The 12596-nt window shown below is 68.5% G+C and carries 9 protein-coding genes; 1 reads left to right on the top strand and 8 read right to left on the bottom strand.

The annotated features are described in order from the left end of the window. Positions 1 to 9: 9 nt before the first annotated feature. The 5 genes from hemC to mdoH all read right to left on the bottom strand — a co-directional run bounded on the left by hemC (position 10) and on the right by mdoH (position 5985). Complete coding sequence (gene hemC / locus C9412_RS12520; RefSeq protein WP_107231920.1) at positions 10 to 921, bottom strand: hydroxymethylbilane synthase; 912 nt, start codon at positions 919 to 921, stop codon at positions 10 to 12. Positions 922 to 1560: 639 nt separating this feature from the next. Continuing rightward, on the bottom strand, positions 1561 to 2292 hold the full coding sequence (locus C9412_RS12515; protein WP_107231919.1) for a LytTR family DNA-binding domain-containing protein: 732 nt from the start codon (positions 2290 to 2292) through the stop codon (positions 1561 to 1563). 10 nt (positions 2293 to 2302) lie between these two features. Continuing rightward, entirely contained in the window at positions 2303 to 3346 is a 1044-nt protein-coding gene (locus C9412_RS12510; RefSeq protein WP_181358718.1) for a sensor histidine kinase, read from the bottom strand. A 3-nt stretch (positions 3347 to 3349) separates the two neighbouring features. After that, positions 3350 to 4009 carry an alpha/beta hydrolase gene (locus C9412_RS12505; RefSeq protein WP_107231918.1) on the bottom strand — a complete coding sequence of 220 codons (660 nt, stop codon included), beginning with the start codon at positions 4007 to 4009 and terminating at the stop codon, positions 3350 to 3352. Positions 4010 to 4059: 50 nt separating this feature from the next. Next, positions 4060 to 5985 (bottom strand): glucans biosynthesis glucosyltransferase MdoH, encoded by a 1926-nt coding sequence (gene mdoH, locus C9412_RS12500; RefSeq protein ID WP_107231917.1) that lies wholly within the window; start codon positions 5983 to 5985, stop codon positions 4060 to 4062. 494 nt (positions 5986 to 6479) lie between these two features. Between mdoH and C9412_RS12490 the strand changes: the two genes are divergently transcribed. After that, positions 6480 to 8525: a TonB-dependent receptor gene (locus C9412_RS12490; RefSeq protein ID WP_107231916.1), complete on the top strand. Its 2046-nt coding sequence runs from the start codon at positions 6480 to 6482 to the stop codon at positions 8523 to 8525. 57 nt (positions 8526 to 8582) lie between these two features. On the opposite strand, the gene C9412_RS20700 is transcribed toward C9412_RS12490, so the two are convergent. The 3 genes from C9412_RS20700 to C9412_RS12480 form a co-directional block, all read right to left on the bottom strand. Further along, positions 8583 to 8753: a hypothetical protein gene (locus tag C9412_RS20700; RefSeq protein ID WP_169050326.1), complete on the bottom strand. Its 171-nt coding sequence runs from the start codon at positions 8751 to 8753 to the stop codon at positions 8583 to 8585. Positions 8754 to 8945: 192 nt separating this feature from the next. Continuing rightward, complete coding sequence (locus C9412_RS21010; RefSeq protein WP_107231915.1) at positions 8946 to 11477, bottom strand: methyl-accepting chemotaxis protein; 2532 nt, start codon at positions 11475 to 11477, stop codon at positions 8946 to 8948. 217 nt (positions 11478 to 11694) lie between these two features. Further along, on the bottom strand, positions 11695 to 12588 hold the full coding sequence (locus C9412_RS12480; RefSeq protein ID WP_107231914.1) for an NAD(P)-dependent oxidoreductase: 894 nt from the start codon (positions 12586 to 12588) through the stop codon (positions 11695 to 11697). Positions 12589 to 12596: the final 8 nt, after the last annotated feature.

The following is a 12596-nucleotide window of genomic DNA, read 5'->3' as shown; positions in this document are numbered from 1 at the left end:
CCTGATGGCTCAGACGTTCAGCAGTACGCCGGCGCCTGCATCCAGCAGCATTCTCGCCACCTGCTGTCCCAGCGCTTCCGGGTCGCTGGCCGGGCCCACTGCCTCGGCACGCACCGCGCGGCCATCGCTGGCACTGCCCACCAGCCCCTGCAGGTGCAGGTCCTGGCCCTGCCACTGCGCGATCGCCGCCACCGGGACATGACAGCTGCCATGCAGCGCGCGGTTCATGGCCCGCTCCGCCTCGACGCAGGCACGCGTAGCCGCATCGTCCAGGCCGGCGAACAGCGCCATCAGGCGCGCATTGCCACCATCACACTCCACCGCCACCGCTCCCTGCGCCGGGGCCGGCAGCCACTGCGGCGGCTGCAGGCGCGCGACGATGCGATTGCCCAGGCCGAGCCGCTCCAGCCCGGCCACCGCCAGCACGATGGCGTCGTAGCCGCCGTTGTCGAGCTTGGCCAGGCGGGTGTTGACGTTGCCGCGCAGGTCCAGCAGTTCCAGGTCCGGTCGCAGCGCGCGCAGCTGGGCCTGGCGGCGCAGTGACGAGGTGCCGACCCGCGCACCGATCGGCAGCGCGTCCAGCGAGGCGTAGAGGTTGGAGACAAAGCCGTCGGCAGGGTCGTGGCGGGTGAGCATCGCCGGCAGCGCGAACGGCGCGTCCAGCTCCATCGGCACGTCCTTCAGCGAGTGGACGGCACAATCGGCCTCTCCACGCAGCATGGCCAGCTCCAGCTCTTTCAGGAACAGCCCTTTGCCGCCGATGGCCGCCAGCGAGCGGTCCAGCACTTCGTCACCACGGGTGCTCATCGGTACCAGTTCCACATGCAGGCCAGGGTGGGCCTGGCGCAGGCGATCGGCGACGTGTTCGCTCTGCCAGAGGGCGAGCGGGCTCTTGCGGGTGGCGATGCGGACGGTTTCCATCGGCACATTATCGCGCCTCCGGCGCGGATACGGCCAACGGCGGAGCCCCTCGTGGCTTGGAGCAGCAGCTGGGCTTGGCCGGGCGGGGTGGGTTCGCGGGGGACGCCGTGAATCCGTCCGTGGAGGCTTGGCCGCGGCATCCATGCCGCGGACACCCCCGCGAACCCACCCCGCCCGGCCTCTGACAGTTTCCGTGTGCGCCAGCCACGGAAGATCAAAAGAAAAAAGCAGAAGCAAAAGCAACAGCCGGCGGCTTCCGGGGTCAGATCCCTTTTCCGCAGGAAAAGGGATCTGACCCCTCTTTCCCACCCGATAACACCAATGCTCTTGCCGTCCGTCACCGGGAAGTTCGCGAGGGCAAGGCGGGATGGGCGGGCGGGACCGTTGGCGCCATGGATGGCGCCATCGAGCCCCCAAGGGTGAGGGCGCTTTGCTTGCGAAGCACTGCTTCGCAAGCGCCCGAACGCCCAGCCGCCAGCGGCTGGGCCGGACCGCGGAGCGGGGTTTACGGCGTGTCCCGCCCGCCCATCCCGCCTTGCCCAGCACGCAACAACACAGAGCCGACCAACCGGCTGTTGCTGTTGCTGTTGCTTTCGACGTTGCTCGCAAGCAGTCGCGGCCGCAGGCCGCGCGGAACACTCACAGATGCCGCAGTTCCTGCTTCAGCGTCGCCACGCAGCGGCGGCTGACTTCCAACGGTTGCTTGCCATGCCGCAGCACCGCCTGCACCTGCCCGCCAGTGCCCCGACGCAGTTCGACCAGCTCATGCCGCGCCACCAGGCAGTTGCGATGGATGCGGATGAAACGGCTGGCGAATTCCTCTTCCAGCGACTTCAACGATTCCTCGATCAGATCCTCGCCGCGCGCATGGTGCACCACCACGTACTTCTCTTCGGCCTGCAGATAGTGGATGTCGTCCAGCGGAATCAGCCGCAGGCTGCCACGCAGGCGCGCGCACAGCATGCTGCGCGCCTGCTGCCCGCTGTTGTCATGCGGCTGGCCGTCACGGCCGGCCAGGAAGGTGCGCGCACGCGCGATCGCCGCGGCCAGCCGCTCGGCGCGGACCGGCTTCATCAGATAGTCGATGGCCGCCGCCTCGAAGGCCGACAGCGCGTGTGCATCGTAGGCGGTGCAGAACACAACGGCCGGCCGCGGCTCGAAACTGGCCAGATGACGCGCTGCCTCCAACCCGTCCAGTCCGGGCATCGCGATGTCCAGCAGGACCAGGTCCGGCTGCAGTTCCGCGCACGCGTGCAAGGCCTGTTCGCCGTTGCCGGCTTCGGCCACCACATCCACGCCCTCCTGCGCCGCCAGCAGGCTGCGCAGGCGCTCGCGCGCCAGCGGTTCGTCATCGGCGATGACTACCCTCACGATCGTTCCCTCACTGGATCGGCACTGTCACCTGGCAGGCATAGTAGCCCTCGCTCCAGCCAGCCGTCATCCGCGCGGCGCTGCCGAAGCGCCAGGCCAGCCGATGGCCGATGCTGTGCTGGGCGTGGCCGGCGCCGCGCGCCAGGGCCAGCCCGGGCGCTTGCGGGTCGGGCGCCGGATTGCGCACACGGATCTGCAGTTCGTTGCCTTCGCAGGCCAGCTGCAGCTCGATGGTGCCGCCCTCAGGCAGGCGCGAGATGCCATGCAGCACGGCATTTTCGACCAGCGGCTGCAGCACCAGGCGCGGCAAGGGCTGATCCCACGGCAGTGGCTCATCACGCTGCCAGCGCACCTGCAGGCGGTCGCCCAGGCGCAGCGATTCGATGGAGAGATAGCGCTCGGCCAGTTCGCATTCGTCGCGCAACGTGGAATCGCCCTCGCCCGCCCCCAGTGCCGCGCGGAACAGGTCGGACAGATCCAGCACTGCGCGCTCGGCCACCGCCGGGTCGCGATGCAGCAGGCTGGCGATCAGGTTCATGCTGTTGAACAGGAAATGCGGTCGGATCCGCGCCTGCAGTGCATCGGCCTGCGCGCGTGCATTGGCCTGCACCTGCGCCGCCCAACGGTCGCTCACATAGAAATAGCGCAGCGCCAGGGCGGTGATCAGCGCGGTGGTCGCCGCGCTGCCCAGGGTGAAACGCCAGAAGCTGATGCCGCGCGCGAAGCTGTCACCCAGCACCGCGTACAGCGCATGCACGATGCCGGCGCAGACCACCGCGATCAGCGCCGCCAGCGCAATCGCCGTGACCGCGCCCAGCATCTGCGGCAGGCTCGACAGCGCCTGCCGCAGCAGGCACAGGCTTGCGGTCACCGCCAGCGCCAGCCACAGCGCGAAGCCACTGGCCGACAGCAGTTCGCCGAAGGTCCAATGACGACTGCCATCGGGTGCCAGGGCCAGCACCACCACCACCAGCTCGGCCAGGCCGAGCATCGCCGCAACCCGCGGCAGGCGGCAGAGCTCCGGCATCCAGGGGGGCGCGCTGGCCGGCGACATGGCTCAGGCAGCGCCCAGCCGGTCCTGCAGCCAGTCACCCAGTGCCTGGATTTCTTCGGCGCAGACCTGGTGGGCCATCGGGTAGCTGTGCCATTCCACCTCCAGCCCCAGCGTGCGCAGCGTCTGTGCGCTGTGCGCGGCCACCGGCTGCGGAATCACCGGATCGCTGCTGCCATGGGCCATGAATACCGGCACCTGCACCGCTCCCTCCACCCGGGTGGCAGCATCGGCATCGGGAAGGTAGGTCGACAGTGCGATCAGCCCGGCCAACGGCGCGATGCGCGACAGCGCGGCGGTAAGGATGATCGCGCCGCCCTGCGAGAAGCCGGCCAGGAAGATCTTTTCCGCGGCGATGCCGCGCTCGATCTCGCGCGCGATCAGCGCATCGAGCTGCGCCACCGATTCACGCACGCCGGCCATGTCGGCGCGCGAGCGGAAATCCATGCCGACGATGTCATACCAGCCACGCATCGGCACGCCGTTGTTGATGGTGATCGGCCGCACCGGTGCATGTGGAAACACGAAGCGCAGCGCCGGCCAGTGCGGGCGCACCAGTTCCGGCACGATCGGCGCGAAATCGTGGCCGTCGGCGCCGAGCCCGTGCAGCCAGATCACCGACCATTGCGGCGAGGCGCCGGTTTCCTGTTCCACCGTTTGCAGCATGATGCGGCTCCTTCAAGTTCGAGCCGCATTATGCCGCTGGCGCGGGGCGATCAGTACAGGGGCGGCAGCTCGGCTGCTTCCCGGCGCAGCTGCGCGGCCCGCACCAGCACCGGCGGCGGGATGTTCTCTTCGGGAATGTCGAGCAGGCCCAGGCGATGCAGGAAGGCGCCCGGACCGCGCGAGGAGGTCAGCGCCACCACCGGAATGGCCAGCACCATGCCGATCACCACCGGCGCCATCCAGGCGGCCAGCGACGGCGACACCGCCCAGGCCAGCACCCCCATGAACGCGCCGAACACGCCCAGGCCGCCATAGCCGCGGATCAGCGCCATCCATGAAATGCCGCCATCGTCACGCTGCTGCGCGTCCCAGCCCGAATCGCGGCCGGACAGCACTTCGGCCACGCCGCGCGACTGCACGTACATCACCACCGGCGCCATCAGTGCGGCCAGCACTGTTTCCACCAGCATCGACACGAAGGCACGGATCGCACCACCACAGCCGCGACGGTCGACCGGATCGAGCAGCATCGCCAGGTAGCCCAGCACCTTGGGCAGCAGCAGTACCGCCATGGTGGCAGCAAACAGGCGCACCACCTGCTGCTCGTCCTGGGCACGCCAGTACACGCTGGGCGACAGGTGCAGCAGGGCGTTGAAATCGATGCCCTCCTGGAACAGCGGGATGGCGATGCCGATCAGCATCAGCATCGCCCACATCGGCGCGGTGAAGTAATGACCGATGCCGATCAGCATGTGCGTGCGGCTGATCCAGTGCAGGCCGCGGCTGCCCACCACCTTGCCGTGCTGCAGGTTGCCCTGGCACCAGCGGCGGTCGCGCACCAGCAGGTCGGTCAGCGTCGGCGGGCCCTCTTCGTAGCTGCCACCGAGGTAGGGCACCATGTGCGCGGCCCAACCGCCACGGCGCATCAGCGCCGCTTCAACGAAGTCATGGCTGAGCACGTGGCCACCGAACGGCTTGCGCCCCGGCAGTGCCGGCAGACCGGCGTGGTCGGCAAAGGCACGGGTACGGATGATCGCGTTGTGGCCCCAGTAGTTGCTCTCGGCACCATGCCACCAGGCCACGCCGCGGGCGATCACCGGGCCGTATACGCGGCCGCCGAACTGCTGCATGCGCGCGAACAGGGTGCGCCCGCCGATCACCGACGGCAGGGTCTGGATCAGGCCGACATCGGCGTTGTGTTCCATGCCGGCCACCAGGCGCACGATGCTGTCGCCGGTCATCAGGCTGTCGGCGTCGAGGATGAGCATCTGCGGGTAGGCGCCACCGAAGCGGCGCACCCAGTCGGCGATGTTGCCGGCCTTGCGCCCGCTGTTGTCGCCACGGCGGCGATAGAACAGCCGCGTCATGCCCTCCGGCACCCGCTCACGCAGTTCGGCGAACACCTGCTCCTCGGCGCGCGCGATGTCCTCGCGCCGGGTATCGCTGAGCACGAAGAAGTCGAAACGTTCCAGCTGGCCGGTGGCCGCCACCGATTCGTAGATCGCCTGCAGGCCGGCCAGCAGCCGCCGCGGATCTTCGTTGTAGGTCGGCATCAGCAGCGCGGTGCGGCTGTGTACGGTCGGCAGCGGTTTATCCGGATCGATGCCCAGGCGGTAGCCGCGGTCGAACACTGCGGTCAGGAAGCCGGCCAGGGCGCTGGCGAAGGACAGCGCGATCCAGGCGAACAGGCCGACGAACAGCACCAGCAGGCAGGCTTCGAGCACGCTGATGCCGTTGGCCGACAGCACCCGCCACATCATCCGCGTGGCCAGGGCCGTCATGGCCAGGGTGCCGCCGAAAATGTAGAACCGGCGCAGGCCGATCAGGCGCGGCGACGTACGATGCCGACGGACCTTCAGCGCGCCCTGGCGCAGGGTCTGCTCAGGCATCGGCAACGGTGATTCGGCCGGCAGCAGTGCCCAGCCTGCATCAAGCCCGGGCGTATCGGCTTCAGCGTGGATGGTCTGCACCCCCATTGCCGCCTACTCCGCGCAGTCGGCACGGCCGGCCATCCCGGCCGGGCTGCATGCACCAAGGTTCCCGGCGCGCTTTCCCGGCGCCCGCACTTGTCCTGGCTGCGTCGGCGCAAGGCCACACAGTCGATGTCTGTCACTACCGGAACCCACACGATCTCCAACGGGGCGGAATCGAAAATGCGGCCCAGTCTAGGGCGCCGGATGTAAGCCGGGTGCGAAGGTCTACGCCGGGATTTCTCCCCATTCAGCCAATAGCAGGCGAGCGGGCGCGGTGCGCGCTGGATGTCACGATGTCGCCCCGGGTACTGGATCGTATCAAACGCGAACGGTTATCATTTCATTAACCAGGCAGGTCGCCGTCTTCCTCACGGCCCAGACCCACCCAGCTGCGCCGGTCCGAACCGCGCACCCCAGATGACCCATGGAAGGGGCTGGCTGCCGATTGCCTGCGCCTGCTGCTTCCACCGGGTCCCCCACCTCCCATGGAAGCCGTCATGTCCCTGCCGTCCCACCCCCGCTCCGCGCGCCTGCCGCGCACCCGTCTGGCCCACGCCCTGGCCACCGCCTGCCTGCTGACCCTGCCCGGCCTGGCCGCCGCCGAGGCCAGCGCCGATGCCTCCACCAAGGATCTGGACACCGTGGTGGTCACCGCCTCGGGCAACCAGCAATGGATCAAGGATGCGCCGGCCAGCATCAGCGTGATCAGCCGCGAGGACATCGAGCGGCAGCCGGTGCACGACCTGGCCACCCTGCTCAGCCGCGTGCCCGGCGTCACCGGCGGCCTGAGTGCGGCTGGCGAACAGTCCAAGATCAAGCTGCGCGGCATGCCGTCCAACTACACGCTGGTGCTGGTGGACGGCAAGCGCATGGGCAGCTCGGCCTCGACCAACTACCGGCCGGACCTGGGCCGCCAGGATCTGAACTGGATTTCGCCCGACCAGATCGAGCGCATCGAAGTGGTGCGCGGGCCGATGTCCTCGCTGTACGGCTCCGACGCCATGGGCGGGGTGATCAACATCATCACCAAGCGCATCGGCGATGAGTGGCGCGGCAGTGCCACCCACAGCTATACCCGCCCCGGCGATGACACGCGCGGCGACACCCAGCAGATCGGCGCGACGTTCTCCGGCCCGCTCAGCGAGCGGGTCGGGCTGCGCATCGGCGCCAACAGCATGCGCCGCGATTCCGACCGGTCCAACGGTGGTGTCTACGGCAATGCCTATGCCGGCGAGAAGGACCGCAACGTCGATGCGCTGCTGCAATGGAAACTGAGCGACGCGCAGGACGTATCGCTTGAAGCGGGCCACGGCGTGCAGCAGGCCTTCATCGACACCGCGCTGGAGCAGCAGGACGAAGGTGCCTGGGGAGCCAGTGAACTCAAGCGCAGCTCGCTGGCACTCAATCACGATGGCACGTGGAGCTTCGGCACCTCCAGGATCAGTGCGTACTGGACCGAGTACAAGAATGACATCGGCGCGACCGGCCGCTCCGAGGCCACCGACACCATCATCGAAGGCAGCCTGACCACGCCGTTCACGCTGGGCGTGGAGCACCAGTTCGCCGTCGGTGGCCAGTGGAAGCGCCAGGAACTGACCAACACCGATACCATCGGCCGCGCGCCGATCGACTACGCCGGCAACCCGGTCAATGGCTCCAGCCTGGAAGTGGATACCTGGGCCCTGTTCGTCGAAGACGAACTGAAGCTGCACCGCACCCTGGCACTGACCCTGGGCGCACGCCTGGACCACCACGAGAAATTCGGCGGCCACGTCAGCCCGCGTGCCTACCTGGTCTGGCACCCGGCCGAGCAGTGGACGATCCGCGGTGGCGTCTCCAAGGGCTTCCGCGCGCCGAGCCTGACCGAGAATTCGCCCAATGCCGCCACCCAGTCCGGCGGTCGTGGCTGTACCTCGCTGATCCCGCTGGGCTACACCCGCGGCGGCTGCTACATGGCCGGCAACCCGGATCTGGATCCGGAGACCAGCACCAACCGCGAGATCGGCATCAGCTTCGACAATGAACGTGTCGATGCCGGCCTGACCTACTTCCATACCGATTTCAGGAACAAGATCGAGTACGCGCCGCTGGGCCGGTTCAACGGCATCTGGTGGACGCGCATGAGCAACGTCCAGCGCGCGCGCACCAGCGGCATGGAAGGCAACCTCAACGTGCGCTTCGGCGAGCACTGGCGCTGGCGCACCTCGGCGACCTGGATGAAGGAAGCCAAGAACCTGACCACCGGCCGCAACCTGATCGACACCCCGGAATTCTCGGGCTACTCGTCGCTGGACTGGACGCCCAACACGGTGTTTTCCAGCAGCCTGTCGGCGCAGTACACCGGCAAGCAGACCGGGGTGGCCACCACCTTCCTCAAGGCCTACACCCTGTATGACCTGACCGCAGCATGGAACGTCAACGAGGTACTGACCCTGCGCGGTGGCGTCAGCAACCTGGCCGACAAGAAACTGTATGCCGAAGGCTCCACCGACTACTTCGTCGCGGGGCGCAGCTACTTCTTCAGCATGACCGCACGCTTCTGATCGATGCGCGTCGGGATCGCGCTGGCCATGTGCCAGCGCGATCGTTGCCGCTGCGCGTTACTCGCTTTCCAGCGCGGCCGGTGCCGCGTTCTGCGTGGCCGCCGTGCGTGCACGATCCATGGCCACCGCCAGTTGCTGGCGTGCGAGCAGTTGTTGTGCCTGCACCACTTCAGGTGTCGGCAGGAGCACCGGTCCCGGTGCGTTTTCCGGTGTAGCAGGTGTGGTCATGCAACCTCCATGGACATCCCGCTGCCATCCGGGTTCAGCTGGAACGGCAGCGGAACTGCGCACCCTATCCTAAAAACAAGGCGGGTGGGTGACGGTGCGGCCACCGACGGTGGCGCCGGGGTGTCCCGGCGCCAGATTCCCGCCCCTGCCGGCCGTCTGCCGAAGCTGAATCGCTTCAGCCCACGGCGCCGCTCAGGCGGCGCGGCGCGCTGCAGGCAGCGGTTCGGCCTGCAGGCGGAAGCGCGACACCGCCACCGCCAGCTGCTCGGCCTGTTCTTCCATCGCGCGTGCCGCGGCGCTGGCTTCCTCCACCAGCGCGGCGTTCTGCTGGGTGGTCTCGTCCATCTGCACCACGGTCTGGTTGACCTGCTCGATGCCCGCCGACTGCTCGCGCGAGGCCGCCGAGATCTCGGCCATGATCTCGTTGACCCGGCCGACCTGGCCGACGATCTCCTGCATGGTGCGGCCTGCACCGTGCACCAGCTGCGCGCCCGCGCCCACCTGGGCCACCGAGGCATCAATCAGTTCCTTGATCTCCTTGGCGGCGCCGGCCGAGCGCTGCGCCAGCGCGCGCACTTCACTGGCCACCACCGCAAAGCCGCGCCCCTGTTCACCGGCACGTGCTGCTTCCACGGCGGCATTGAGCGCCAGGATGTTGGTCTGGAACGCAATGCCATCGATCACCGAGATGATCTCGGCGATACGCTGCGACGAGGCTTCGATCTGCTCCATGGTCTGCACCACCTGGCTGACCACCTGCCCGCCTTCGCTGGCAACACCGGCTGCCGAGCCGGCCAGGGTATTGGCCTGCAGTGCGTGGTCGGCGTTCTGGCGCACGGTGGAGGTCAGTTCCTCCATTGAGGCCGCCGTCTCTTCCAGGTTGGCTGCCTGCTGCTCGGTGCGGCGTGACAGATCGCTGTTGCCGGCGGCGATCTCGCCCGCGGCCAGACGGATGCTGGCGGCCGACTGCTGGATCTGCCCGACGATGCCGGTCAGCTGCTGCACGGTGCTGTTGGCATCATCGCGCATCACCGCGAACACGCCATGGAAGTCACCGTGCATGCGCGCGCTGAGGTCGCCGGCGGCAATGGCCCGCAGCAGCGTCGACAGTTCGGCCAGGTTGTGGTCGCTGACCTGCATCATGGTGTTGAGCGTGTCCACCATGCGGCGGAAATCATGATCGAAGCGCGACACATCACCACGCACCGCGAAATCGCCGGCGGCAGCGGCCGCCGCCAGCTGCTGGATCTGCTCGTTGATCGCGGCCAGGTTGTGCTTGGTGGTGGCCATCGCAGCGGTGAACACCGCCTTCTCGCCCGGCAGCGCTTCCATGTCCACACTCAGGTCGCCCACCGCATAGCGCTGCATCACTTCCACCAGGCGTTGGGTGACGGCATTGCTGGCGGCCACCAGCTGGTTGCTGTCGGCCACCATGCGGCCGTACTCGCCCGGGAACGCGGTCGCATCCATGCGATAGCTCAGTTCACCGGCCTCGTGGCGCCGCGCCATTTCCGCCTGTGCGGCCATCACCGCCTGCAACTGGCCGCGCATGCCCTGCATCGCGTCCAGCAGGCGGCCCACTTCATCGTTGCTGCGCGCCGGCAGCGTGCTGTCCAGCTTGCCGGCGGCCACATCACCGGCCACACGCACGGCCTCGGCCAACGGGCGGATCGCCAGCCGGCGCAGCAGCACATACACGCCGACGCTGAGCGTCAGCGCCGCCACCACGCCCACCAGCAGGGTCAGCCACAGCAGCTGGCGCGCCTCGGCCACGATCACCGCATGCGGCATCACCACGCCCAACGCAAAGCGCTGCGGCGCATCGCCCACGCGCAGCGGCACGTACACACGCACGTTGCCCTCGGCATCCGGGGTGAAGGCTTCGAAGCGGCGGTCGGCCGCGATATCGGCCAGCATGCCGCGGGTCACTGCATCGCTGCGCGGTTTGCCGATCTCGGCGGCATTGGCCGAGGCCAGCACCACGCCCTTGGGTGACAGCAGTTCGACACGGCCGGCGCCCATCGGCTTCAGCGTGGCCAGGTGCTTCTGCAAGGCCGCCAGCGAGAAGTCGACGGTGAACACGCCCAGGAAGGTGCCGTTCTCCACGATCGGCGAGCTCAGCGTGCTCATCAGCACCTGCTGGCCGGCGATGTCGTAGGCGTAGGGTTCGCTGACCTTGGGCAGCTTGTCGCGGCTGGGCACCACGTACCAGTCGGCCGAACCGTCGGCGGCCTCGGTGTAGTCGGTCATGGTCGACTGCTGCGGCTTGCCCTCGTGCCAGGCCCAGTAGCTCATGTAGCGGCCGGTGGCGTCGTGCATCTCGGTGTTGGCGAACTCGGCATCCTTGCCGTCGAACGCTTCGGCTTCCCACATGGTGCTCTTGCCCAGCCATTCCGGATGGGTGCGCAGCTGCTCACCGAGGACCGCGGCCAGGCTGGCGCGGTCGGGAACGTCGCCGCGTGCGCGCTGGGCCAGCACGGCTTCGACCATCGCATCGTTGCTGGCGAAAGCAGTACCCAGGTCGGCGGCGACCTGGCGGGCCTCCGCATTGGCCTCGCTGGTCATGGTCTGGCGCGAGGCATCGATCAGGCTGGCGCTGGCCTGGCGGTAGATCAGGAAGGCAGTCAGGCCGAAGCACAACAGCGCGATCAGGGCAGTGCCCAGCATCAGCTTGTGGGCGATGCTGCCCGGGCGGCGGGCAGCGGCGGAGCGGGAAGAAGGCATGGAAGGGTCCGCAAGGCAGTTCAGGACGACCGGCACCGCGAGGCGCCGCGCAGGCGCGCGATCCGTCGCGCGGGCCCCCAGCGGCCGGGTCTGGCCCGGCACTGGAAGCGCACCGGGTTAGCGGCCGCGCACCCACGAGGTTGAGTGGCCCCGCCTACACATTGCTGAATCCGCTCAGGGACGGGTCATGAAGCGCCGCCCGCACAGCCACCTGCGCCTACTCGGCCACGCGGTCCTTGATCCATTGCGCGCGCGGCAGGACCTCGATGCTGCCGGCCGCATACTGCTGCAGCACATCATCCGGGCCGAAGCGCGGCTGCCAGCCGAGCTCGCTGCGCAACCGCGCACTGTCATAGACGCGGTCGATGCTGAGCGGCAATGGCCAGCCACGGCGCTCGAACTCGGCGAGCAACTGCGGGGCGCGGCGCGCCAGCACGCTGCGCGGGCGCGCGGCCAGGTCCAGGCAATCCTCGCGCCGGAACGGAGTGGGCGCACAGGCGACGTAACGCGCGAACCCCTCCCCCGCATCCAGCAGCAGCGTGGCGTGCGCGCTGGCCACATCACGCGCGTCCAGGCCACGATGCAGACGGAACATCGCCATGCGTTCGGGAGGTTCGGGGAAGCAGCGGCCCATGCGCAGTACGCGCACGCTGAATCCGGGCGCCACCGCAGCCTCGGCCAGGGCCTCGGCCTGCAGCTTGGTACGGTGGTAGATCGTGCGCGGCAACGGCTCGGTGTCCTCGTCGATCCAACGGCAGCCGCCGGCGACCACCGCATGGCCGTACAGCGCCGTGGTACTGGTCAGCACGAAGCGCCGTGCGCCCGCCTCGCGTGCCGCCTGCAGCAGGTGCGCGGTGGCGTCCACGTTGATCTGCTGGAACACCACATCGGGCACCAGGCCCACGTGCGGTGCGTGCAGGGCGGCGGTGTGGATCACCGCGTCGACGCCCTGCACCGCACGGGCCACGGCCTGGCGGTCGGTGACATCGGCAATGATGCGGGTGGTGGCGAATGGGCTGCGATCCAACCCCACCACTTCATGGGTCGCCGCCAGCGCACCGAAGATCGCGCGTCCGATCCGCCCGGAACTGCCGGTCAACAGAATCTTCATTGAGTCCA

It is taken from the genome of Stenotrophomonas sp. Nf1 (assembly GCF_003028475.1).
GTDB lineage: Bacteria > Pseudomonadota > Gammaproteobacteria > Xanthomonadales > Xanthomonadaceae > Stenotrophomonas.
The sequence above is the reverse complement of the archived record's forward strand: the minus strand, read 5'-3'. Positions and strand labels throughout refer to the sequence as shown.

Bases quoted from the DNA above. Each gene is read 5' to 3' on its own strand.
- hemC (WP_107231920.1), bottom strand. From the start codon at position 921: ATGGAAACCGTCCGCATCGCCACCCGCAAGAGCCCGCTCGCCCTCTGG.
- C9412_RS12510 (WP_181358718.1), bottom strand. From the start codon at position 3,346: ATGTCGCCGGCCAGCGCGCCCCCCTGGATGCCGGAGCTCTGCCGCCTG.
- C9412_RS12505 (WP_107231918.1), bottom strand. From the start codon at position 4,009: ATGCTGCAAACGGTGGAACAGGAAACCGGCGCCTCGCCGCAATGGTCG.
- mdoH (WP_107231917.1), bottom strand. From the start codon at position 5,985: ATGGGGGTGCAGACCATCCACGCTGAAGCCGATACGCCCGGGCTTGAT.
- C9412_RS12490 (WP_107231916.1), top strand. From the start codon at position 6,480: ATGTCCCTGCCGTCCCACCCCCGCTCCGCGCGCCTGCCGCGCACCCGT.
- C9412_RS20700 (WP_169050326.1), bottom strand. From the start codon at position 8,753: ATGACCACACCTGCTACACCGGAAAACGCACCGGGACCGGTGCTCCTG.
- C9412_RS21010 (WP_107231915.1), bottom strand. From the start codon at position 11,477: ATGCCTTCTTCCCGCTCCGCCGCTGCCCGCCGCCCGGGCAGCATCGCC.
- C9412_RS12480 (WP_107231914.1), bottom strand. From the start codon at position 12,588: ATGAAGATTCTGTTGACCGGCAGTTCCGGGCGGATCGGACGCGCGATC.